The organism is Gillisia sp. Hel_I_86, assembly GCF_007827275.1.
Taxonomy (GTDB): domain Bacteria; phylum Bacteroidota; class Bacteroidia; order Flavobacteriales; family Flavobacteriaceae; genus Gillisia.
Genome location: NZ_VISE01000001.1, coordinates 2,630,660 through 2,652,019 on the forward strand (window position 1 = coordinate 2,630,660; position 21,360 = coordinate 2,652,019).

At 36.7% G+C, this 21,360-nt stretch carries 22 protein-coding genes; 8 read left to right on the plus strand and 14 right to left on the minus strand.

Going from position 1 to position 21,360, the window contains the following annotated elements:
- Positions 1–128 precede the first annotated feature (128 nt).
- From JM83_RS11870 to JM83_RS11890, 5 genes are all read left to right on the plus strand, one after another.
- Positions 129–761: a PASTA domain-containing protein gene (locus JM83_RS11870; RefSeq protein WP_144962373.1), complete on the plus strand. Its 633-nt coding sequence runs from the start codon at positions 129–131 to the stop codon at positions 759–761.
- Positions 748–1,809: an RluA family pseudouridine synthase gene (locus tag JM83_RS11875; RefSeq protein WP_144962374.1), complete on the plus strand. Its 1,062-nt coding sequence runs from the start codon at positions 748–750 to the stop codon at positions 1,807–1,809. Before JM83_RS11870 ends, JM83_RS11875 begins: the two co-directional genes overlap by 14 nt.
- A gap of 334 nt (positions 1,810–2,143) precedes the next feature.
- Positions 2,144–2,905 carry a peroxide stress protein YaaA gene (gene yaaA / locus JM83_RS11880; protein WP_144962375.1) on the plus strand — a complete coding sequence of 254 codons (762 nt, stop codon included), beginning with the start codon at positions 2,144–2,146 and terminating at the stop codon, positions 2,903–2,905.
- Between the two features lie 174 nt (positions 2,906–3,079).
- The gene (locus JM83_RS11885) at positions 3,080–6,529 is read left to right on the plus strand and encodes a pyruvate carboxylase (protein WP_144962376.1); all 3,450 of its coding nucleotides are present in this window, start codon (positions 3,080–3,082) and stop codon (positions 6,527–6,529) included.
- A 162-nt stretch (positions 6,530–6,691) separates the two neighbouring features.
- Positions 6,692–7,351: a uracil-DNA glycosylase family protein gene (locus JM83_RS11890; RefSeq protein WP_144962377.1), complete on the plus strand. Its 660-nt coding sequence runs from the start codon at positions 6,692–6,694 to the stop codon at positions 7,349–7,351.
- 17 nt (positions 7,352–7,368) lie between these two features.
- Here JM83_RS11890 and JM83_RS11895 read toward each other — a convergent pair whose 3' ends face one another.
- The 12 genes from JM83_RS11895 to JM83_RS11945 form a co-directional block, all read right to left on the minus strand.
- The gene (locus tag JM83_RS11895; RefSeq protein ID WP_144962378.1) at positions 7,369–7,503 is read right to left on the minus strand and encodes a 30S ribosomal protein THX; all 135 of its coding nucleotides are present in this window, start codon (positions 7,501–7,503) and stop codon (positions 7,369–7,371) included.
- A 2-nt stretch (positions 7,504–7,505) separates the two neighbouring features.
- Positions 7,506–7,634 carry a hypothetical protein gene (locus JM83_RS19475; protein ID WP_261376453.1) on the minus strand — a complete coding sequence of 43 codons (129 nt, stop codon included), beginning with the start codon at positions 7,632–7,634 and terminating at the stop codon, positions 7,506–7,508.
- A 242-nt stretch (positions 7,635–7,876) separates the two neighbouring features.
- Complete coding sequence (gene trpA, locus JM83_RS11900) at positions 7,877–8,638, minus strand: tryptophan synthase subunit alpha (RefSeq protein WP_144962379.1); 762 nt, start codon at positions 8,636–8,638, stop codon at positions 7,877–7,879.
- Positions 8,639–8,979: 341 nt separating this feature from the next.
- A complete protein-coding gene (gene trpB, locus JM83_RS11905; RefSeq protein ID WP_144962380.1) occupies positions 8,980–10,161 on the minus strand; it encodes a tryptophan synthase subunit beta in 1,182 nt (393 codons plus the stop codon).
- Between the two features lie 129 nt (positions 10,162–10,290).
- Complete coding sequence (locus JM83_RS11910) at positions 10,291–10,974, minus strand: phosphoribosylanthranilate isomerase (RefSeq protein WP_144962381.1); 684 nt, start codon at positions 10,972–10,974, stop codon at positions 10,291–10,293.
- A 31-nt stretch (positions 10,975–11,005) separates the two neighbouring features.
- Positions 11,006–11,794 (minus strand): indole-3-glycerol phosphate synthase TrpC, encoded by a 789-nt coding sequence (trpC, locus tag JM83_RS11915; protein WP_144963773.1) that lies wholly within the window; start codon positions 11,792–11,794, stop codon positions 11,006–11,008.
- 178 nt (positions 11,795–11,972) lie between these two features.
- Positions 11,973–12,968, minus strand: coding sequence for an anthranilate phosphoribosyltransferase (gene trpD, locus JM83_RS11920; protein WP_144962382.1), 996 nt, complete (start codon positions 12,966–12,968; stop codon positions 11,973–11,975).
- Between the two features lie 185 nt (positions 12,969–13,153).
- Entirely contained in the window at positions 13,154–13,786 is a 633-nt protein-coding gene (locus JM83_RS11925) for an anthranilate synthase component II (protein ID WP_144962383.1), read from the minus strand.
- Between the two features lies 1 nt (position 13,787).
- Positions 13,788–15,182 (minus strand): anthranilate synthase component I family protein, encoded by a 1,395-nt coding sequence (locus tag JM83_RS11930; RefSeq protein ID WP_144962384.1) that lies wholly within the window; start codon positions 15,180–15,182, stop codon positions 13,788–13,790.
- A gap of 220 nt (positions 15,183–15,402) precedes the next feature.
- Positions 15,403–15,972: a YceI family protein gene (locus JM83_RS11935; RefSeq protein WP_144962385.1), complete on the minus strand. Its 570-nt coding sequence runs from the start codon at positions 15,970–15,972 to the stop codon at positions 15,403–15,405.
- 20 nt (positions 15,973–15,992) lie between these two features.
- Positions 15,993–16,625 (minus strand): NAD(P)H-dependent oxidoreductase, encoded by a 633-nt coding sequence (locus JM83_RS11940; protein ID WP_144962386.1) that lies wholly within the window; start codon positions 16,623–16,625, stop codon positions 15,993–15,995.
- A 4-nt stretch (positions 16,626–16,629) separates the two neighbouring features.
- Positions 16,630–17,082 carry a MarR family winged helix-turn-helix transcriptional regulator gene (locus JM83_RS11945; protein ID WP_144962387.1) on the minus strand — a complete coding sequence of 151 codons (453 nt, stop codon included), beginning with the start codon at positions 17,080–17,082 and terminating at the stop codon, positions 16,630–16,632.
- A 317-nt stretch (positions 17,083–17,399) separates the two neighbouring features.
- Here JM83_RS11945 and JM83_RS11950 point away from each other — a divergent pair, with 317 nt between their 5' ends.
- The 3 genes from JM83_RS11950 (at position 17,400) to JM83_RS11960 (ending at position 19,385) form a co-directional block, all read left to right on the plus strand.
- Positions 17,400–17,711 carry a rhodanese-like domain-containing protein gene (locus JM83_RS11950; RefSeq protein ID WP_144962388.1) on the plus strand — a complete coding sequence of 104 codons (312 nt, stop codon included), beginning with the start codon at positions 17,400–17,402 and terminating at the stop codon, positions 17,709–17,711.
- A gap of 10 nt (positions 17,712–17,721) precedes the next feature.
- Positions 17,722–18,102: a rhodanese-like domain-containing protein gene (locus tag JM83_RS11955; protein ID WP_186434991.1), complete on the plus strand. Its 381-nt coding sequence runs from the start codon at positions 17,722–17,724 to the stop codon at positions 18,100–18,102.
- Between the two features lie 563 nt (positions 18,103–18,665).
- The gene (locus JM83_RS11960; RefSeq protein WP_144962390.1) at positions 18,666–19,385 is read left to right on the plus strand and encodes an outer membrane beta-barrel protein; all 720 of its coding nucleotides are present in this window, start codon (positions 18,666–18,668) and stop codon (positions 19,383–19,385) included.
- Between the two features lie 55 nt (positions 19,386–19,440).
- On the opposite strand, the gene JM83_RS11965 is transcribed toward JM83_RS11960, so the two are convergent.
- Positions 19,441–20,037, minus strand: coding sequence for a YdeI/OmpD-associated family protein (locus JM83_RS11965; protein WP_144962391.1), 597 nt, complete (start codon positions 20,035–20,037; stop codon positions 19,441–19,443).
- A gap of 8 nt (positions 20,038–20,045) precedes the next feature.
- Entirely contained in the window at positions 20,046–21,287 is a 1,242-nt protein-coding gene (pepT, locus tag JM83_RS11970; protein WP_144962392.1) for a peptidase T, read from the minus strand.
- Positions 21,288–21,360 lie beyond the last annotated feature (73 nt).

Sequence of the window (21,360 nt, forward strand, 5' to 3'; positions counted from 1 at the left end):
ATATTTTTCAATTCATACCTCATGGGCTTGCCCCGAGGCTCTTGATTTGAGGTTAACAAAAATATGATTAATACTGGGTGCGACCAAAACCCCGGCGTTTTTATATCTTTGCCTTTTATAAATAATTTATGAGCCTACTTAGATTTATCTTCAGCAAAACCTTTTTAATCCAAATAGGTTTGGCAATTGTGGCCCTTGTGGTGCTAGCGTTCTTAACGATGCAATGGTTGGAATATTCTACCAATCAGGATGAACGCATAAAAGTTCCAGATCTTGCAAAACTGTCGTTGGGCAGGGTAGAGATTACCTTGGAGGAATTGGATCTTCGATATGAAATATTGGATTCGGCAAATTTTAATCCCGATTATCCAAAATACTCTGTGATAGATCAAGTTCCGCAACCAGGAAAATTTGTAAAAGAAAATAGAAAGATTTATATCACATTAAATCCTTCCGGTTATGGAAAAGTAATGGTTCCAGATCTTATAAGAAGAACAAGAAGACAGGTAGAACCTACTTTACGATCGCTAGGTTTCGAAATAGGTTCTGTAACCTATAAACCAGACATCGCCAAAGATGCGGTTTTGGAATTGAGGCATAAAGGAAAACTGGTAGAAGCAGGGGATGAACTTATGAAAACCGCCAAAATAGATTTGGTGCTAGGGGATGGCTCAGGAAGATATACCGGCGATTTGGAAGAAAATGATAGCATAGATGGTGATGAAGGCGATAATGAAAATGAAAACAATGACGAATTCTAAATCAATAGGTCCAGAACTGGAAGACACCCAAGACGACAATCTTTTCGAACACCATAAATTTACGGCAGATAAAGGGCAACAGCCACTTAGGGTAGATAAATACCTTATGAACTATATAGAGAACGCCACCAGAAGTAAGATCCAAAAAGCGGCAAAAGATGGCAATATCTATGTAAACAATGCAACGGTAAAATCCAATTACAAGGTAAAACCAGGGGATGTGGTGCAGGTAATGTTCGAACATCCGCCTTATGAGTTCTTGCTTACCCCAGAGGATATTCCGTTAAACATCGTTTATGAGGATGATTCCCTAATGGTGATCAACAAACCGGCAGGAATGGTGGTGCATCCAGGTCATGGAAATTATAGTGGCACGCTCATAAACGCGCTTATTTTTCATATCGATAATTTGCCGAATAATAGCAGCGAGCGCCCAGGATTGGTGCATAGGATAGACAAGGACACCAGCGGATTGTTGGTGATTGCCAAGACAGAAACAGCGATGGCACATCTTTCCAAGCAGTTCTTTAAAAAAACAAGTTCTCGCGAGTACGTGGCTTTGGTTTGGGGAAATGTGGAAGAAGATGAAGGCACCATAGAAGGAAATATTGGGAGACACCCAAAGAACAGATTACAAAACACCGTATATATGGATGATGCCGAGGAGCAAGGAAAACCTGCCGTTACCCATTTCAAAGTTTTGGAACGTTTAGGCTATGTAACGCTGGTTTCCTGTAAGTTGGAAACCGGGAGAACGCACCAAATTAGGGTTCATATGAAACATATTGGGCACACTTTGTTCAACGATGAGCGCTATGGAGGCGATAAAATCTTAAAAGGCACCACTTTTACCAAATACAAGCAGTTCGTGGACAATTGCTTTAAGGTGCTTCCGCGCCAGGCCTTGCATGCAAAAACACTCGGATTCATGCATCCCGAGACCAGGGAGTGGATGAGTTTCGATTCCGAAGTACCACAAGATATGCAGGCATGTATCGAAAAATGGCGTAAATATTCTTCAAACCAGAAGGATTATATGGATTCTTAGGGCGTGCCCCCAATAAAAATTGGGGTCGGGCTTTTGGCGGTCGCTTCCCGATAAAAATCGGGAGAGCTCCAACAACGCCTCAATCCCTCACGCAAATAAAAACTTTTGATACTTATATCAAGAAGAAAATAAAACTTCGGTTTAAATCTTCTTGATATAATGTTATTTTTGGAGGGTGATTTTAGGGATGTCAGGTTGAGCGGAGTCGAAACCTCCCTTTTAAGCTGAAAAGTTTTCGACTGCGCTCGAACAGACAAAACGAGATGTTCTAACTTTTTGAAAACCAATAATAAGAATCGTACAAAATTATCTACCAACCTCTAAAAAATAAATCATGAAAATTGTCCTTTCCCCCGCTAAAAGCTTGGATTTCGAATCTAAATTGCCCACAACTCGTGGTACACAACCACAATTTTTAGAAACTGCTATTAAGATAAACAGGAAAATGTCCAGAGCATCCAAAAAGGAAATCTCCAAATTAATGGATATTAGCGACAAATTAGCCGATCTTAATTATACCCGCTATAAAGATTTTCAGGAAGAACATACTTCCCAGAATTCCAGGCCCGCGATATATGCCTTTAATGGGGATGTATATACGGGATTGGATGCCTATTCCTTACCGGTAGAAAAACTGGATTTCATTCAAGATAGGTTAAGGATTCTCTCTGGGCTTTATGGCGTTTTAAAACCTTTGGACCTCATTCAGCCTTATAGGTTGGAAATGGGAACCAGCCTTGGTCTTTATTCAAAAAAGAATCTTTATGAGGTTTGGCAAAAAAAGATCACAGATTCATTGAACAAGGAGATGGAAATAGAGGAACTTTTCATCAACCTTGCCAGTAACGAGTATTACAAAGCGGTGAACGAAAAGAAATTAAAAGGAAAAGTGATCACCCCCGTTTTTAAAGACTTTAGTAAAGGGAAACTTAAGATCGTGAGTTTCTTTGCTAAAAAAGCACGCGGAGCTATGGTACGCTATATTGTAGATACAGAAGCAAATACCATGGAAGATTTAAAAGGTTTTGATTATGAGGGTTATAAATTCAGCGAAAAGGAACCTTCACACGATACGGAATTGGTATTTACAAGGTGATATTTTCAGGATCCAATAATTATTAGGCCTTATTTTTTCAGATACTTAAAAAGCTGTCAAATTATGGCTTTTTTTGTTAATTCTTTGTTTTAATCAGGCTCCCTACTTGCCGCGTACCTGTTTTATTTAATAACTTTCGAGCCATAGAATTTTAATTTTCAAAGACATCAACATATGAAGATCAAAAAGGTTTTAGTCGCAAATAGAGGGGAAATTGCCATCAGGATTTTTCGGGCATGTACCGAAATCGGATTAAAAACGGTCGGGATCTACACTTTTGAGGATAGGTATTCCCTACACCGCTATAAAGCCGATGAATCTTATCAGATTGGGGAAGACAACGATCCCTTGAAACCTTATTTAAACATCAAGGCAATCATCCAAGTTGCTAAAAAGAACGAGGTAGATGCCATCCATCCAGGTTATGGGTTTCTTTCAGAAAATGCAGAATTCGCAAAACAATGTGAGGAGAATGGAATCATTTTTATTGGTCCTAAAGTAAGTGTCTTAAGATCTTTAGGAGATAAAGTAATGGCCAAAGAAGTTGCTGTTGCTAATAATGTTCCTATTATAAAAAGTAATTCACAAGATTTAGACTCTATAGAGATAGCTATAGAAGAAGCAAAGATAATTGGGTATCCGTTAATGTTAAAAGCTGCCTCTGGAGGTGGAGGACGAGGAATGCGGGTGATTAGGGATGAAGAACAATTAAAAAAAGCGTTTCCAGAATCTAAAAGGGAAGCCGGAAGTGCCTTTGGAGATGACACTGTTTTTTTAGAAAAATTCGTTGAGAATCCAAAACATATAGAAATTCAGATCGTAGCCGATAATCACGGGAATATGGTGCATCTTTATGAACGGGATTGCTCTGTGCAAAGGCGCTATCAAAAAGTGATCGAATTTGCACCGTCTTTAGGATTAAAGGATGAAACAAAGAACAAGCTTTATAAGTATGCGCTAGATATATGTAAAGCGGTGAATTATAATAATATTGGAACGGTAGAATTCTTGGTAGAAGACGAGGAGATCTATTTTATAGAGGTAAATCCGAGAATTCAGGTAGAGCACACAGTTACCGAGGTAATCACGGGAATAGACCTGGTAAAAGCTCAAATTTTCATTGCTGGTAATTACAAATTGTCCGATACCCAAATAAAAATTGAAAGTCAGGAGAAGCTAAAAACCAATGGTTTTGCGCTGCAATGCAGAATTACAACTGAAGACCCCGAAAATGACTTTAAACCCGATTATGGCACGATCACTACCTATAGAAGTGCTTCTGGTTTTGGGATTCGTTTGGATGCAGGGAGTATTTACCAAGGGGTAACAATTTCGCCATTTTTCGATTCTATGCTGGTAAAAGTTTCTGCGAGTAGCAGGACCTTGGATGGAGCATGTAGAAAGATGAGACGGACCCTGGCAGAATTCAGGGTAAGAGGTGTGAAAACCAACATGAGCTTTCTGGATAATATCTTGGCTCATGAAACCTTTAGACAAGGAAATGTTACTGTTAATTTTATAAATAGGAACCCCGATCTATTCAAAATTAAGGAATCCAGAAACAGGGCGAATAAAATTGTTAGTTTTCTAGGGGATATCACTTTAAATGGGAATCCAGATGTGAAAATCAAAAATCCATCTGCGAAATTTCTTATTCCACACGTTCCTAAATTCGATGAGTTTGCGGACTACCCAAAAGGAACCAAAGATCTTCTTACAGAAATGGGCCCGGAGAAATTTTCTCGTTGGCTAAGGCATCAAGGTAAAGTTCAATATACAGATACCACGATGCGCGATGCACATCAAAGTTTATTGGCCACCAGGATGCGGACCTATGATATGATGAAGGTTGCTGAAGGCTTCGCTAAAAACCATCCCAATATTTTTTCTATGGAAGTTTGGGGAGGTGCTACTTTCGATGTTTGTCTTCGGTTTTTAAAAGAGAATCCTTGGGAACGATTGCAATTATTGAGAAAGGCAATGCCAAATGTGTTGCTGCAAATGTTGTTGAGAGGTTCCAATGGAGTAGGCTATACCGCATACCCGGATAATCTTATCGAGAAATTTGTAACAGAATCTTGGGAGCAAGGGGTGGATGTTTTTAGGATATTTGATTCCTTAAACTGGATGAAGTCCATAGAGCCTTGTATAAAATATGTACGGGAAAATACAGGCGGACTTGCAGAGGCCTCTATTTGTTATACAGGAGATATTCTAGATCCCAATAGGACAAAATACACCTTGGAATATTACATCCAATTGGCAAAGCAAATGGAAGATGCCGGAGCACATATATTAGGAATTAAGGATATGGCCGGACTTCTAAAGCCATATGCTGCCGAGGAATTGATTTCAGCATTAAAATCCAGGATAAACATTCCTATACATTTACATACACATGATACATCTTCGATCCAATCGGCTACGTATTTAAAAGCTATTGAAGCAGGGGTGGATGTTGTAGATGTTGCGTTGGGAGGGCTTTCGGGATTGACCTCGCAACCCAACTTCAATTCGATTGTGGAAATGATGAAGTTTGAAAGTCGTGCAAACGATTTTGATATGGATAAATTGAACGAATACTCCAACTATTGGGAAGCAGTGCGTAGTTATTATTATCCATTCGAAAGTGGTCTGAAAGCTGGATCTGCTGCCGTATACAAACATGAAATTCCCGGAGGGCAGTATTCCAATTTAAAACCGCAGGCAGAATCTTTGGGGCTTAGCAACAGGTTCCATGAGATTACAAAGATGTATGCAGAGGTAAATGACCTATTTGGAGATATAGTAAAAGTTACACCGAGTTCCAAGGTGGTGGGGGATATGGCACAATATTTAGTGAGCAATAACTTTTCTATAGATGATGTATTGGAACAAGGAGAAAACATCTCATTTCCGGAATCTGTAAGGAGCTTTTTTGAAGGGAGCTTAGGACAGCCTGTAGGAGGATTTCCAGAAAAGATCCAAAAGTTGGTATTAAAAGATAAAAAACCCTTTACTGAAAGACCAAATGCACATTTGGAACCAATAGACTTCGATAAGGAGTTGATGGAATTTAAAGAAGCTTTCAAAGATGGCATGGGGCGGGAATTGAACATGTCCGATTTCTTATCTTATAAACTTTATCCAAAAGTTTTTACGGATGCTTACAATCATCATAAAGATCATGGCAACGTAATATCTATTCCAACCAAGAATTTTTTCTATGGACTGGAAATAGGAGAGGAGATCATTGTGGAGTTGGATAAAGGAAAAACCTTGTTGATAGAGCTTGTTTCGGTGGGTGAAGCTAACGATGAGGGAATGGCAACAATTTTCTTCAAAGTAAACGGTCAAACCAGGGCGGTCGAAGTTCAGGATAAATCCATCAAGGTTGAAAAGGTTGTACATCAGAAAAAAGAGAAGGGGAACGATCTTGAAATTGGTGCGCCATTGCAAGGTTCCTTGGCATCTGTATTGGTGAAGTCGGGTCAAAAAGTGAAAAAGAACGAGCCTTTATTTATAATCGAAGCCATGAAGATGGAAACAACAATTACAGCTCATTCCGATGGCGAAGTAGATAAAGTGGTGCTTACGGAAGGGCAAATGGTGTTTTCAGACGATTTAATTGTAGTAATGAAGTAAATTAAGAATATTATAAATATCCACCTTATGCAGATGATTGAGAAACTTTATAAGTTTAGTTGTTTTGTCTCCCTGAGCGAAGTAGAAGGGTTAAAAAGCATCTCGACTCCGCTTGATGTGACATTTATTTATAATTCTTATACGAAAGCGGATACATAAACTATGTTTCATCACACCCATCCATACGAACCATTTATTCCTAAGAATGCAACTAAATTAATTGTTGGTACGTTGCCACCTCCTAGGTTTACTTCCGGGGAACTAAAACCAGACGACGTGAATTTCTGCTACGGGAGTAGAGATGGCTTGCTTTGGCCGGTTTTGGATAAATTGTTCGATCTAAACTTGAAGTATGAAAATAACGAAGCAGCAATAATTCAGCGAAAGGAATTTTTAGCGAAACGCGGAATTGGAATTTGTGATGTGGTGGAAAGCAGTAGAAGAAGTAAAATAGATGCATCGGACCTGGGAATGCAAAAAGTGGAACTTCGGGATCTAATTGGGATATTAAGGACAAATGTAAAAATTGATACCTTACTTTTTACCGGAGGAAACAGTAAAAATGGTCCTGAATATTTTTTCAGAAGACATTTAAAAAGTTTGGAGGAAGATATTACGTTGAAAGTAATTTCCAATGAAGTTCCTAGGGTGCATCAATTTGTTTTGGATGGAAGATTGATTAAAACGGTGTCTCTAACTGCGCCTTCAGGCTCTGCAAATAGAGCCATTGGGAGTATGGAGCTCTATAAAAATACCAAAACGAAGAATCCTGAATTCAATACTATCGATTTCAGGATTCTTCAATATAAAGGGTATTTTTAAAGAAGTTTTAAACGGGGTTATTTCAGCTCTTTCTTATCATGATCTGAAATTGCAGAAGGTTTGGTTTTAAACTTTCCTCTTTTAGGCCTTAATCTTCCTCTTGTTCCTAAAGCTATTTTTCCGCGTTTTGTTTTCCTATCTCCTCTCCCCATAATTACTTTTTGTTTTGTTGTTTCTTAATTGTCTTTTCATCGATGTCCACTCTATTGGTTTTTTGATTTCTATCACCAGTAGGATTGGTAGGATTCGTTTGTTCGGTTTTTCTTTCAAACTTCTTTTCCATGATACTTTATTTTTAAATTCATTTAAAGATAGCACTAAAGAATCATAAAAAGTATTAATAGCGTGTTAGAGTATGGTTAAAGCTATTTTGTATATCCGTAAAGTATCATAAAATGATAAATAACGTCATTCTGAACTTGTTTCAGAATCTCATAGCACTAATAATCAATACAGTAAATAGAGACCCTGAAATGAATTCAGGGTGACAAAACAACTATAGGGCAAAAAACGGATATACAAAAGCTATTTAATCGTTTTAATGAATTCTGGGATTTGCTCAATTCCATTTTTAGTTAGGTGTTTTATAAAAGCACTTCCAATAATAGCTCCATTGGAATATTCTGTAGCTTCTTTAAAACTTTTCTTGTCGCTTATCCCAAAACCAACTATTTGTGGATTCTTAAGTTGCATGTTATCTATTCGTTTAAAATAATCCTTAGTTTGATTTCCGAAACCAGAAGTTGCCCCGGTTACACTAGCGCTACTTACCATATAAATAAACCCGTGGGATACCGAATCTATAAAACGAATGCGCTCTTCTGAAGTTTGGGGCGTAATTAGAAATACATTGATGAGGTTGTGTTTTTCGAAAATAGCCTGATATTTTTCTGAATATACATCCACCGGGAGATCCGGAATTATCAACCCATCGATCCCAATCTCCTCACATTTTTTGCAGAATTCCTCCACTCCATATTGAAGTATCGGATTAAAATATCCCATAATGATCAATGGGATATTCACTGTTTTTCGGATGTTCTTAAGTTGATGAAATAACTTTTCTGTGGTCATTCCATTTCTTAATGCCTGAGTGCTGCTTGCCTGAATGGTAGGGCCATCTGCGAGGGGATCGCTAAATGGCAAGCCGATCTCTATCATATCTACTCCATTCTTTTCAAGGTCTTGAATAATAGATACGGTATCGTTAATTTGAGGATAGCCCGCTGTAAAATAGATGGAAAGAAGCTTTTTACCTTCTTGTAATTTCGATTGAATTCTATTCATCACTGTTTTTTTAATTCTTTTATAAAGTTTCCTTTTTGTTTATCATTTAGTAATCACGTCACCCTGAATTTATTTCAGGGTCTAAGAAAATAATTTTTTAAGTGTCCCAATGATCATAGTTACAGAATTTACATAGGTGTAATTATAGTAGAGTTTAGTAAATAGCTTAATGCGATCATTATCATTTATTTTAATAATTTTAAACAATTAAAATAATTTGTTTTGTCCGTTCGAGCGCAGTCGAGAACTTTTTAGCTTAAAAGGGAGGTTTCGACTCCGCTCAACCTGACATTCCTCCTTCACATATTTTTTTTATATGAGGATAACAACTGACCTCTATATTATAAATTAAAGTATTCTATATAAGTGCTAAGATCCTTATCGCCACGTCCCGAAAGATTTACAACCACAATATCATCTTTCTTGAATTTTCGATCTTCAAAAATAGCAAGCGCGTGAGAAGTTTCGATTGCCGGGATAATCCCTTCTAGCTTTGCCAACTTCTGCCCAGCTTTCATTGCATCTGCATCTGTTACAGAAATAAATTCTGCTCTTCCAGATCTGAATAGATTGGCATGCATCGGCCCAATTCCAGGGTAATCCAAGCCCGCAGAAATTGAATAAGGTTCTGTGATCTGTCCATCTGGAGTTTGCATTAATAAGGTTTTGCTTCCGTGGATAATGCCTTCTTTTCCCAATGCAGAAGTCGCAGCACTTTCACCAGATAGAACACCTTTTCCGGCAGCTTCCACGGCAATAATTCCCACTTCTGGATTATCCAAATAATGATAATAAATTCCTGCGGCGTTACTCCCTCCGCCTACACAAGCTACCACATAATCTGGCGCTTCCCTTCGTTCTTTTTCCTTCAATTGCACTTTAATTTCCTCGGAGATCACACTTTGAAATCGCGCCACCATATCTGGATAAGGATGAGGTCCTACTACAGAACCAATAATATAATGCGTGTCTACCGGATTATTTATCCAATCCCGTATAGCTTCGTTCGTGGCATCCTTTAGAGTTCTACTTCCAGATTTTGCTGGAATTACAGTAGCACCCAGCATTTTCATACGGGCAACATTTGGAGCTTGACGGTCAATATCTATTTCACCCATGTAAACGATGCATTCAATTCCCATCAGGGCACATACTGTAGCAGTGGCAACCCCGTGCTGTCCCGCACCAGTTTCGGCAATAATCCTGTTCTTGCCCAAACGTTTTGCCATTAAAATTTGGCCTATTGTATTGTTCACCTTATGAGCACCGGTATGACAAAGATCTTCACGTTTCAAGTAGATCTTGGTGTTGTATTTCTCACTTAATCTGGAAGCAAAATATAACGGAGTGGGTCTTCCTACATAATCTTTTAAAAGGTCCTTAAATTCCTTCTGAAAAGATGCTGACTGCATGATCTGTATATATTGCTGCCTTAATTCTTCAACATTGGGATACAGCATTTCCGGGATATAAGCTCCTCCAAATTCCCCGTAATAGCCTTTTTCGTCTGCCTGATATGTCATATTTTCTATTTTATAATTAGCCCAAGCCTAATTTTAATTTGTCTTTAAATAATTGAATATCCGTAAAGTATCCTATAATGATAAATAACGTCATTCTGAACTTGTTTCAGAATCTCATAATACTAAGCATCAATACAGTAAATAGAGACCCTGAAATAAATTCAGGGTGACAAAACAACTATAAGACGAGAAACGGATATACAAATTAAACAACTTTAATTTTTGAGGGTCTTTTAAACCTGCTTCTATTTCAAATTTACTGTTCACATCCAGTCCGTTAAACAAATGTGATTTCCCCAACTTTTCGAGATGTGCATTGAATTCTTCTATTTTTAAAACTTCATTTAAACCAATTCCTCCACTTAGAAAGAATGGAGTAGAAGAGGGATATTTTTTTAAAAGCTCCCAATTGAAAGTGATTCCGTTCCCTCCTTTGTTTTTTCCTTGGGTATCGAAAAGGAAGAAATCTACAATACCTTCGTAAGGTTTAAGCTCCTCAAAATTGAAGCTTTCCTTTACGGAAAACACTTTTATAATCTCTACTGAATTATTCTGATCCAATGCTGCTCTTAATTTTTTGCAATAATCAGCTGATTCTTTTCCGTGAAGCTGAATGGCTTCAAAATTATATTTTCTAAGCTTTTCTAAAATAAATTTGATCCCGGCATCTACAAAAACGCCCGTTTTATTGATCGCTGGATCTATTTCCGGAATTTCTCCTGAAAAATTTCTGGAAGATTTTTCATAAAAGATAAAACCTAAATAATCGGGTTTTAAAGCGGCTACCTCCAGAATGTTTTCTGGCTGCTTCATGCCGCATATTTTCAGTTTGAGATCGCTCATTTTAGTTACTTGCTAATTCTTGAATAAATTGAGCGGCGCTTTTTCCGGGATCATCGGTCTTCATAAAATTCTCTCCAATTAAAAAGCCTTGATACCCATAATTTTTTAGATCCTGAATAGCTTCCACACTGCTTATTCCACTTTCCGAAACCTTTACAAAATCGGTTGGGATCTTTTCTGAAAGCTGTTTGCTGATATCGGTGCTGACTTCAAAAGTTTTTAAATTTCTGTTGTTCACTCCCAACATATCCAAACTTGGCATGATGGATTTTTCCAATTCTTCCAAGTTATGAACTTCTAAAAGCACTTCTAAATCCAGACTTTTAGCCAATTCAGAAAATGTTTTTATTTCATCTCGAGTCAACACAGCTGCTATTAGCAGAATAACATCTGCACCATAAGCTTTTGCTTCCAGGATCTGATATTCATCAATTATAAATTCCTTTCTCAACAAAGGCATTTTCCCAGCTGCTCTCGCCAAAATAAGATCATCCAACGAACCTCCAAAATATTTTCCATCTGTCAATACCGACATTCCGCACACCCCTGCATTTTCATACCCCAAAGCAACATCCTGTACATTAAGATCCTGATTGATCACAGATTTAGAAGGCGATCTTCGTTTATGCTCTGCAATAACTCCGCTAGAACTATTTTTTAGGGCAGTTGCCAAAGAATTTGTTTTATAACCGAAAAGGGGATAATGTTCTAAATCTTCAGCAGAAATAAGCTTCTTTTTAAGAGTAACCTCATTTCGTTTATCAGCAATAATTTTATCTAGAATATTCATTTTATTGTTTTCAATATTAAGTATAACCGTAAAGTCTCGTAAAATGATAAATAACGTCATTCTGAACTTGTTTCAGAATCTTATAATACTAAAAATTAATATAGTAAACTGAGACCCTGAAATAAATTCAGGGTGACGATACGACTATAGTACATAAACAGGTATACAATTCATTTATTTATACAGCACTTAATTCTTGTAATTTCTTCAGTGCTATCAAAGCTTTTCCAGAATTCAATGATTCTTGTGCTTTCGTAAAACCTTCCATGGGTGTACATCCCGTAGAAGTTGCAATAGCCATGCCTGCATTGGCACAAACCACATTGTTTTGGGGAAGGGTACCTTTTCCTTTTAATACATCGACAAATATTTTAGCTGAATTTTCAATGGAGCTGCCACCCGAGATTTCTGAAGCTTTCAAAGCTTCCACTCCAAAATCTGAAGGGTGCAACATTCCTTCCGTAGCATTGGAAATAGTTTTCGTAGCACCAGTTAAAGAGATCTCATCGTAACCATCCAATGCGTGTAAAATAGTGAAGTTCTTATCGGTGTTCTGATAGAGATACCCGTACATTCTTGCCAATTCCAAACTAAAAACCCCCACCAACTGGTTCTTCGGAAATGCAGGATTTACCATGGGCCCCAACATATTGAAAAAGGTTTTTACCGCCAGGGATTTCCTGATAGGAGCAACATTTTTCATGGCCGGATGAAATAGGGGAGCGTGTAAAACACATATCCCGGCCTTATCTATACAACGCTCTAAAAAGTCGGCTTTATTGCTGAATTTGATTCCCAAAGCTTCCATCACATTTGAACTTCCACTTATGGAAGAAACTCCATAATTACCATGCTTGGAAACTTTAATTCCTGCACCGGCAGTTACAAAAGAAGATAGGGTAGAGATATTAAAAGTGTTTTTTCCATCACCTCCTGTTCCACAAAGATCTATCGCGTTATAATCACTAAGATCTACCGAAAGACACAGATTTAGCAAGGCATCCCGAAATCCTTCCAATTCATCTATAGTGATACTCCGCATCATATAAACGGTTAGAAATGCCGCGATCTGACTCTCGTTATATTCTCCTCTCGAAATATTCACCAAGACTTCGCTGGCTTCCTGTTTCGAAATGGTTTCGTGATTGATTAACCTGTTAAGTATATGTTTCATTTGTCTAGATAAATTTATTTAGAGTTTTTAGATACTGAATACGATTTCTATTCAGTCATTTAATATCTCGTTTTGTCTGTTCCAGCGCAGTCGAGAACTTTTAACTTAAAAAGAAGGTTTCGACTCCGCTCAACCTGATATCCTACTCAACATTGTAAATCTTTTATTGTTATAAATTGTAATAGCTACTTTCTAACTTCCAAAACCCAGTTCTTCATTATTTGTTTTCCCATAGGAGTCAACACCGATTCCGGATGAAATTGAACCCCTTTTACATCGTATTCCCTATGGCGCAAGGACATTACCTGCCCATTTTCATCGAAAGAGGTGGCTTCCAAGGCTCCCGGCAAATTTGGATCTACCACCCAGGAGTGATATCTCCCTACCATTAGTTCCTTAGCTATGTTTTTAAACAAGCTTTCATTTTCTACCGAAACATTGATCTTGGTGGAAACCCCGTGAAAAACCGATTCTAAGTTGATCAACTTTCCGCCGAAAACTTCTCCAATGGCTTGTTGTCCTAAACAAACGCCCAAAATGCTTTTTGTTGGTGCGTAGCGAATAATTATCTCTTTTAGTAAACCAGCTTCATCGGGAATTCCGGGACCGGGAGAAAGCAAGATCTTGTCGTATTTGGCGATCATGTCCAGATCCACTTCGTTATTTCTAACTACTGTTACTTCGCAATCCAATTCTTCCAAGTAATGCACCAAATTATATACAAAGGAATCGTAATTGTCTATGACCAAAACCGAAGTTCTCTTACCAGTTTGAAATTCGACCTTTTGTGCTATGTTTTTATTTTCGTTCACTTTCATTTTAAATTTCTTCAGCAATTTCAATTGCCTGAGTTAATGCGCCCAACTTGTTATATACTTCCTGCAATTCATTTTCTTCATTAGATTCTGAAACAATTCCTGCTCCCGCCTGATAATGCAATTGATGGTTCTTGCTCACAAAAGATCTAATGATGATGGCATGGTTATAATTTCCGTTGAAATCCATGAATCCAATGGCACCCCCATAAGCACTTCTATTTACATTCTCATATTTTTCGATGAGCGTCATTGCGCTATGTTTTGGTGCTCCGCTAAGCGTTCCTGCAGGAAAAGTATCGGCAACAATTTGCATGGTGCTGATTTTCCCATTTTTCGTCCCTGTAACTTTACTAACCAAATGAATAACATGGGAGAAAAATTGCACTTCCCTGTATTTCTCCACTTTTACATTGGTGCTATGTCTGCTTAAGTCATTTCTGGCAAGATCCACCAACATCACATGTTCTGCATTTTCCTTATCGTCTTCAGAGAGTTTTTTAGCCAATGCTGCATCTTGTTCATCATTTCCGGTACGCTTAAAAGTTCCGGCTATTGGATGGATCTCCGCTTTTCCGTTTGAAACCACTAATTGCGCTTCCGGAGAACTCCCGAAGATCTTAAAGTCGCCATAATCGAAATAGAACAAATAAGGGGATGGATTGATACTTCTTAATGCGCGATATACATTAAATTCGTCTCCTTTAAAACTTTGAGAAAACCTGCGGGATAATACCAATTGAAATACATCCCCGCGCTGACAATGCTTTTTCCCCAAAGCTACATTTTCTTTAAATTCTGAATCGGTTAAGTTTGAAATCGCAGCATTTTCCCTTCTGAAATTATAGCTCGCGAAGTTCTTCACTTTTATTAACTGCGTAATTTCTTCCAGCTTGTTTTCTGAATTGAATTTGTGGTCGAAAATATAAGCTTCGTTATTGAAATGGTTGATGGCTATGATGTTTTGATACACTGCGTAGTAGACTTCCGGGATTTCAAGATCCCCTTTCTTTTTGGTGATCTTAATATTTTCGAAATATTGAACCCCATCATATGCAGTATATCCGAAAAGACCGTTATTTATAAACTTGAAATTGGAATTCCCTGTTTTAAATAAGGAAGAGAAATTTTGAATAACGGCCGGGACTTTAATTTCAGAAGTTATAGAAGTCACTTTTTTTGAACCATCCGGATAAAGCTCTTCAATAATGTCATTTTTTACCTTTATGGAGGCGATGGGATTGCAACATATATAGGAAAAACTATTATCGTTGGCATGATAATCGCTACTTTCCAGCAATAAGCTATTTGGATATTTATCCCGAATTTTGAGATACACGCTCACGGGAGTAAGCGTATCTGCAAGTAGTTTTTTATAAGTGGTCTTTAAGGTATACATGTTATTGCTTCAAAAAAAATTAAATAAAAAAGGCTTGTCGTGAGACAAGCCTTGTATGAGAAAATACTATAGCAGTGTTACTTCACGACGTTTTGACGTAAGTTGTTCCACCACCAAGTATGTACTGTATTATTTTTCATCGGTTCAAATATAGGTATCCAAATTGAATTGACAAAGGTTTTTTTCAACTGAAACGCTATTTGATCTTTATGATTAATATTTAGAACTTCAAATTCACTTCCAAATCAAAATTATCGTAGATCGTTTTATCACCTAAATTATCAAAAAAGCTTCCAGAACCGTACTTTACATCGTATTTAGATCTATCTATGGTCAATTTGGCATTTGCTGTATCTCCATTCATTTTAAGATCGAAAGTCACAGGCTTTGTGATATTCTTGATGGTCAAGTTACCAACAACCCCATAAGAGCCATTTCCTTTTTCAGCGATACTGGTAATTACCAATGTGGAGGTTGGGTGTTTTTCTACCCCAAAGAAATCTTCAGATTTCAAATGTCCTTCCAATTTCTGTTTGTTTTCACCAGATAGATCTGTATTGGAAATGCTGGTCATATCCATTACGAATTCTCCCCCAATTAATTTATCATTCTCTATATTCAAAAATCCGCTTTTTAAATTGATAGTCCCAATATGAGAGCCAGTTACTTTTTCACCCCTCCAGGTAACTTTACTTTCTTCAACATCAATTTCCTTTTTTATACTTGTAAAAGCCACTGTGGATAATACAATTACTGAAGCCGCTAGGCCTTTTAAAACATTCTTTTTCATAACAATTTTCTTTTTTTGGTTTATATGGTATTTATTAAATTATTCTTGCTTTTTCTAACTTTTGCCGCGAACTGAGTTTGATCTTCTTTGCTTCTATAACCAACAGTCGCAATAACGGCAGTGGTTAATCCTTTTTCTTTTAAATTTAAAAGTGCGTCATATTTTGCCACATCAAAACCTTCCATTGGGCATGTATCTATTCGCATATTTGCAGCCGCAGATAGTAGGTTCCCCAATGCGATATATGCTTGTTTTGCAGCCCAAGCGCTTTGATCTTCCGGATTAAGTTTTAAAATGGTAGATTCCAACATTTCTTTTAGACCTTGTAAATCTTCAATCTTAAGATCCCTTGTTTGTACAATATCTTGTAAATAAGAATCCACATAAGCCGGGGTAATGTAGGTTTTATTTGCAAAAACTATAACTTCAGAAGCATCTGTGATCTGTGTTTGGTTCCATGAAACCATTTTTAATTTTTCTCTTAGAACAGCATCTTTAACCACGATAATTTCATAAGGTTGCAATCCATAAGAGGAAGCAGTAAGTTGAATAGCTTCTAAAAGGGTTTCTAGATCTTCAGAAGAAATTTTTTTATTGGCATCAAATTGTTTGGTGGCGTATCGCCAGTTTAAATCTTCGATATAATTTTTCATAGTATTATTTTAATAGTTTTTGTAGTGTTTCATATAAAGTTGTGATCTCAGAAAGACTTAAATTTTCGGTAAGTTCAGATTCCGTTTCATTTATAGTTGGATCTAGCTCTGAGAGTAGATCCAATCCTTTTTTGGTAATCGTGATTTCTACTTTCCGCCTGTTCTTTTCGCAAATCATGCGGGAAACAAGGTCTTTGGCAATGAGTTTGTCCACTAATCTTGTGGTGTTGCTCATTTTGCTCACCATTCTTTCCTGAATTGTGGAGAGATTGGCGGGTTTTCCCTTTTGCCCCCGTAAAATCCGTAACACATTGAATTGAGGGATACTCAACTCGAATGGTTTTAAGGTTTCCGCAATTGTATCGTTAATCACATTTGTAGAAAGTAAAATACTTAGAATTAATTTCCTTGATGGGGGCAATTCATTTTCAGTATTTATTATTTTTTCAATTTTCATTTGTTTAGACAAAATTTGTACATACAAATGTAGTTGAATTAATGAAATGAAAATCCAATTTTTTGTTAAAGTTTTTTAAAGAGGAACAAGGGGCGTTGTGAATTTTAAAATAAATGAAAATAATATGCGTTAAATCCCCGAGACATGTCCTCGAATTTCTTAAAATTATTTTCCAATGCTTACTTGTGGGCTTGCCCCCGAGGTTCTTGACTAAAATGGGATTGTTTAAAATTATTGAATTTAGGACTAATTAAGTAAATTGGTTTACATTATATTTACGCCTCAATTGATTATTAGTTCAGCATAAAAATTAAAATATGAAAAACCTTACACAAGAACAGTGGTCCAAAGAAGTACGCGAAGATGAAAAAGCGGTAATTCTAGATGTACGCACAGAAGAAGAATTTATTGAAGGCTACATTCCAAACGCAAAAAATATAGATATATATAAAGGACAAGGATTTTTGGATGAAGTTGAAAAGCTGGATAAGTCTAAAAATTACTATGTGTATTGCAGGTCTGGTGCGAGAAGTGCTCAAGCTTGCGCATTAATGAAACAACAAGGTTTTGATAATGCTTCCAATCTTATGGGAGGTATTACAGATTGGGAAGGTGATATTCAAAAATAACTTTTTGTATATGGTTAGAGTTTTTTTTAGTTTAGTGTTAATCACTGTTTTTTCGCAAGGCTGTGTCCAACCCAAAGCGAAGGAGATTCATGCAATCACCCCAGCTGAGGTTCGGACTGAAATTAAATATGCAGCCGATAAAACCGAGGTTCAATCTAAGAAAGATTTCAAAAAATCCCATCTTATTAATGCTGAGAGCCTGGTTGCTAAGAAAAATGTAAGAGAACGTTTAAATAAGCTGGACAAGGGTTTGCCAATTGCTGTATATTTTACTTCTGAAAATAAATCCCACGAAGCTGCCTTAATCCTACAAGATCTAGGATTTCAGCAAATTTATATTTTAGATGGGGGAATTAAGAAATGGACAATGGGAAAGATAGAAGCCAAATAAAAATAGGCATGTCCAATTAAGATATCAGACTGCTTCGCTTTTGGATAATAGAAATTGGGCTTGTTCTTAATCCATCAAAAACAAGCATATCGAATTTTACAACACTACTAAGTTCTAGAATTATAATTCTAATTGAAAAAGCAAGCGGTAAATATTCAAATACATCGTTTCTTCGCACCATTGCCAATACAAGAATAACTTTTAAATTTGTAACCGATACTAATGAAATAAAATTTTTTGTATATCCGTTTTTTGTCCTAATAGTTCTCTCGTCACCCTGAATTTATTTCAGGGTCTTAATATTGTATTGATTTACATTGTAATGAGATTCTGAAACAAGTTCAGAATGACGTCCTTTTTCAGTTTAGGATACTTTACGGACAAACAAATAAAATTTTTCTTTCTAATAGATAGCCTTATTATTGAATATTATTTTTTAGGTTTTTTTAGAATTGCATAATTTTTTTATTTTTGAAGCGTTTATCAGAAGAACAACTTTGTAATAGCTATTAAAACAATATATTTACCGAATATAGCCACCTATTAGACTAACCTCTTACATAATGAATAAATTAGTTTTCGCCCTCCTTATAAGCTTAACTAGCTTTTCTTTTTCACAAATGAATGCCCAACAATTTCAAGTTGGTGTAAAAGGAGGAATCAATAAAACATCTGGTGGACAAATTACTGGAATAGATTCAGGGCTTCCTTTACAATATACAAGCGATACTTTTGAAGCAGTAGGAAATATTGGTTACCATGGTGGGGGTTGGGTGCAAGTTAATTTTGGTAAATTTTTTATAAGGCCAGAACTTGTTTATTCAAATCTTGAATCTACGTTCGAATTTCAGAATTATGATGCTTTATATAATATCGAGGAGTTAAGCGTGCCGGTTCTCGTTGGGTATAATGTATATGGACCATTAGATCTTTATGTGGGGGCAGCCTATAAGAATATAATTGATGTTAGCTTATTTGGGTTGGAAGATGTACCTAACGCCACGCCACCTTCAGGATTAGTTGTACAGAACACTCCTTTTTCTGCCCAGATAGGCGCAAAAGCTCAATTCGGAATTATTGGGGTAGATGTAAGATATGATTATTCTCTTTCTTCTGAAGAAAAACAGAATTTAGATTTTTTTAACGGTGGGAATTTTGGAATTAATAAAGCAACATTCGATGATCCTAGATTAAACCAACTTATAGTTAGCCTTACTTTGAAATTATGGGATTCTGAAAACAAAGGTAAGAGACGGAGAAAGGGCGGAAGCTGTTATTTCTAATTAAGATGCATTTTATAAACAAAAAGGAGCAAATTTTATTTTGCTCCTTTTTTATTTAACAATTTTTGTACTTATCATTAAGACTTTTTCCCGCTAAAATTAAAGGGATTATTTTATCTATTCTATTTTGTTTGGTGGCTTTTCTTTTGGCTTCAATAATATATACGGAGTATTCTTTTTGTTTCCCTGGGGTAAGTGTATCAAAAGCTTTGTTAAGCTCAATATTAGCATTTAATTCCTGTTGTAGTTCATTGGGAATTTCAACTTTTTTGGGAGTGGTTAACTTTGCTGTTTTTCCTTGATCGTGGAGGCTTATAGTTTCTTCCACATATCGTTTTAGAATATCCAAATGGATTTCAGAAGTTTCGTCAAACTTAATTTGTCTCATCGCTTGGGTCTTTCCCTCTTGGGCATTCACCAATAATTTTGTGTTTTTTTGAAGCAATGCTCCTTGAAAAAACCATAAACCAAAGTGATTCTTAAAAGCACCAATTCCAATCAAGTTTTTGCTGTCTTTGGTGTATACCGGAGCACCCCATTTTATGGTTTCAGATAGGTTGCAAGAAAGCAACAACTGTCTTAGCTTAAGCAATTGAGCTTTCCATTTTGGATGAGCATCTATGTATTGCCCTACATTTTCAATCTTGGCCATAACAATAATTATTTATGTTTTTCTGAAGTCAGTTCTGCAATTTTAATGATTACTTCTGTAGCTCTTTGCATGCTTTCCACAGGAACATATTCGTACCTTCCATGGAAATTATGGCCCCCGGCGAAAATATTGGGACAAGGTAATCCCATAAAACTCAATTGGGAACCATCTGTCCCGCCCCTAATTGGTTTTATGATTGGCGTGATATTTAGTTGCTTCATAGCTTCTTCAGCAATATCCACAATATGCATTACAGGTTCTACTTTTTCCCGCATATTAAAATATTGGTCTTTAATTTCGATACGTATCGCTTCCCTTTCATGTTGGGAATTAATTTCCTGAGCGAGATTGCTAATCATTTCCTTTCTAGCTTCAAAATGGCTTTTATCGTGATCCCTAATAATATATTTTAGGGTTGTTTCTTCTACATCTCCATCGATATCCGTTAAATGGAAAAAACCTTGTCTATCCTCGGTATGTTCCGGCGTCTCCAATCTTGGAAGGGAATTAATGAAATCCTGTGCGATATACATGCTGTTTATCATTTTGTCCTTGGCATATCCCGGATGTACGATCTTTCCTTTAATTTTCACAACAGCTGCTGCAGCATTGAAATTTTCATATTCCAGTTCTCCAATTTGGCTACCATCCATCGTGTAGGCCCATTCGGCCCCAAATTTTTTAACGTCAAATTTATGGGCGCCTCTTCCTATTTCTTCATCTGGTGTAAATCCCACGCGGATCTTTCCATGCGGAATTTGCGGGTTAGTTATTAAATATTCCATGGCGGTTACTATTTCGGTAATTCCTGCTTTGTCATCTGCGCCTAGTAAGGTAGTTCCGTCTGTAGTGATCAAGGTTTGTCCTTTGTATTGCAAAAGATCATCAAAATAATCTGGCGATAGGATAATGTCTTGTTCTTTATTCAAGATAATATCTTTTCCGTCATAATCTTCAATTATTTGGGGTTTCACGTTTGTTCCGGTAAAATCTGGAGATGTATCAAAGTGCGATACAAAACCAATTACAGGAACCTCATGGGCAACATTAGCGGGCAGCGTCGCCATGATATATGCATTTTCATCTATTTCCACTTCCTCCATTCCAATTTTTTTAAGCTCTACGGCAAGCCTATTAGCGAGATCCCATTGCTTTTCTGTGCTAGGGGTTTTATTGCTGTCTGGATCACTTTGGGTATCTATAGTTACGTAACTAATAAACCTATTGATGATATTTTTTTTTGAAATCATTTAAAATATTTAATTATTAGTAATAATTTATGTTAATAAATCAGTGATAAGTTCATATAGGATACTCATTGGC

What these genes read in the sequence shown, in the direction of transcription:
- JM83_RS11870 (WP_144962373.1), top strand. Translation starts at nt 129, where the DNA reads ATGAGCCTACTTAGATTTATCTTCAGCAAAACCTTTTTAATCCAAATA.
- JM83_RS11875 (WP_144962374.1), top strand. Translation starts at nt 748, where the DNA reads ATGACGAATTCTAAATCAATAGGTCCAGAACTGGAAGACACCCAAGAC.
- yaaA (WP_144962375.1), top strand. Translation starts at nt 2,144, where the DNA reads ATGAAAATTGTCCTTTCCCCCGCTAAAAGCTTGGATTTCGAATCTAAA.
- JM83_RS11885 (WP_144962376.1), top strand. Translation starts at nt 3,080, where the DNA reads ATGAAGATCAAAAAGGTTTTAGTCGCAAATAGAGGGGAAATTGCCATC.
- JM83_RS11890 (WP_144962377.1), top strand. Translation starts at nt 6,692, where the DNA reads ATGTTTCATCACACCCATCCATACGAACCATTTATTCCTAAGAATGCA.
- JM83_RS11895 (WP_144962378.1), bottom strand. Translation starts at nt 7,503, where the DNA reads ATGGGGAGAGGAGATAGGAAAACAAAACGCGGAAAAATAGCTTTAGGA.
- JM83_RS19475 (WP_261376453.1), bottom strand. Translation starts at nt 7,634, where the DNA reads ATGGAAAAGAAGTTTGAAAGAAAAACCGAACAAACGAATCCTACCAAT.
- trpA (WP_144962379.1), bottom strand. Translation starts at nt 8,638, where the DNA reads ATGAATAGAATTCAATCGAAATTACAAGAAGGTAAAAAGCTTCTTTCC.
- trpB (WP_144962380.1), bottom strand. Translation starts at nt 10,161, where the DNA reads ATGACATATCAGGCAGACGAAAAAGGCTATTACGGGGAATTTGGAGGA.
- JM83_RS11910 (WP_144962381.1), bottom strand. Translation starts at nt 10,974, where the DNA reads ATGAAGCAGCCAGAAAACATTCTGGAGGTAGCCGCTTTAAAACCCGAT.
- trpC (WP_144963773.1), bottom strand. Translation starts at nt 11,794, where the DNA reads ATGAATATTCTAGATAAAATTATTGCTGATAAACGAAATGAGGTTACT.
- trpD (WP_144962382.1), bottom strand. Translation starts at nt 12,968, where the DNA reads ATGAAACATATACTTAACAGGTTAATCAATCACGAAACCATTTCGAAA.
- JM83_RS11925 (WP_144962383.1), bottom strand. Translation starts at nt 13,786, where the DNA reads ATGAAAGTGAACGAAAATAAAAACATAGCACAAAAGGTCGAATTTCAA.
- JM83_RS11930 (WP_144962384.1), bottom strand. Translation starts at nt 15,182, where the DNA reads ATGTATACCTTAAAGACCACTTATAAAAAACTACTTGCAGATACGCTT.
- JM83_RS11935 (WP_144962385.1), bottom strand. Translation starts at nt 15,972, where the DNA reads ATGAAAAAGAATGTTTTAAAAGGCCTAGCGGCTTCAGTAATTGTATTA.
- JM83_RS11940 (WP_144962386.1), bottom strand. Translation starts at nt 16,625, where the DNA reads ATGAAAAATTATATCGAAGATTTAAACTGGCGATACGCCACCAAACAA.
- JM83_RS11945 (WP_144962387.1), bottom strand. Translation starts at nt 17,082, where the DNA reads ATGAAAATTGAAAAAATAATAAATACTGAAAATGAATTGCCCCCATCA.
- JM83_RS11950 (WP_144962388.1), top strand. Translation starts at nt 17,400, where the DNA reads ATGAAAAACCTTACACAAGAACAGTGGTCCAAAGAAGTACGCGAAGAT.
- JM83_RS11955 (WP_186434991.1), top strand. Translation starts at nt 17,722, where the DNA reads ATGGTTAGAGTTTTTTTTAGTTTAGTGTTAATCACTGTTTTTTCGCAA.
- JM83_RS11960 (WP_144962390.1), top strand. Translation starts at nt 18,666, where the DNA reads ATGAATAAATTAGTTTTCGCCCTCCTTATAAGCTTAACTAGCTTTTCT.
- JM83_RS11965 (WP_144962391.1), bottom strand. Translation starts at nt 20,037, where the DNA reads ATGGCCAAGATTGAAAATGTAGGGCAATACATAGATGCTCATCCAAAA.
- pepT (WP_144962392.1), bottom strand. Translation starts at nt 21,287, where the DNA reads ATGATTTCAAAAAAAAATATCATCAATAGGTTTATTAGTTACGTAACT.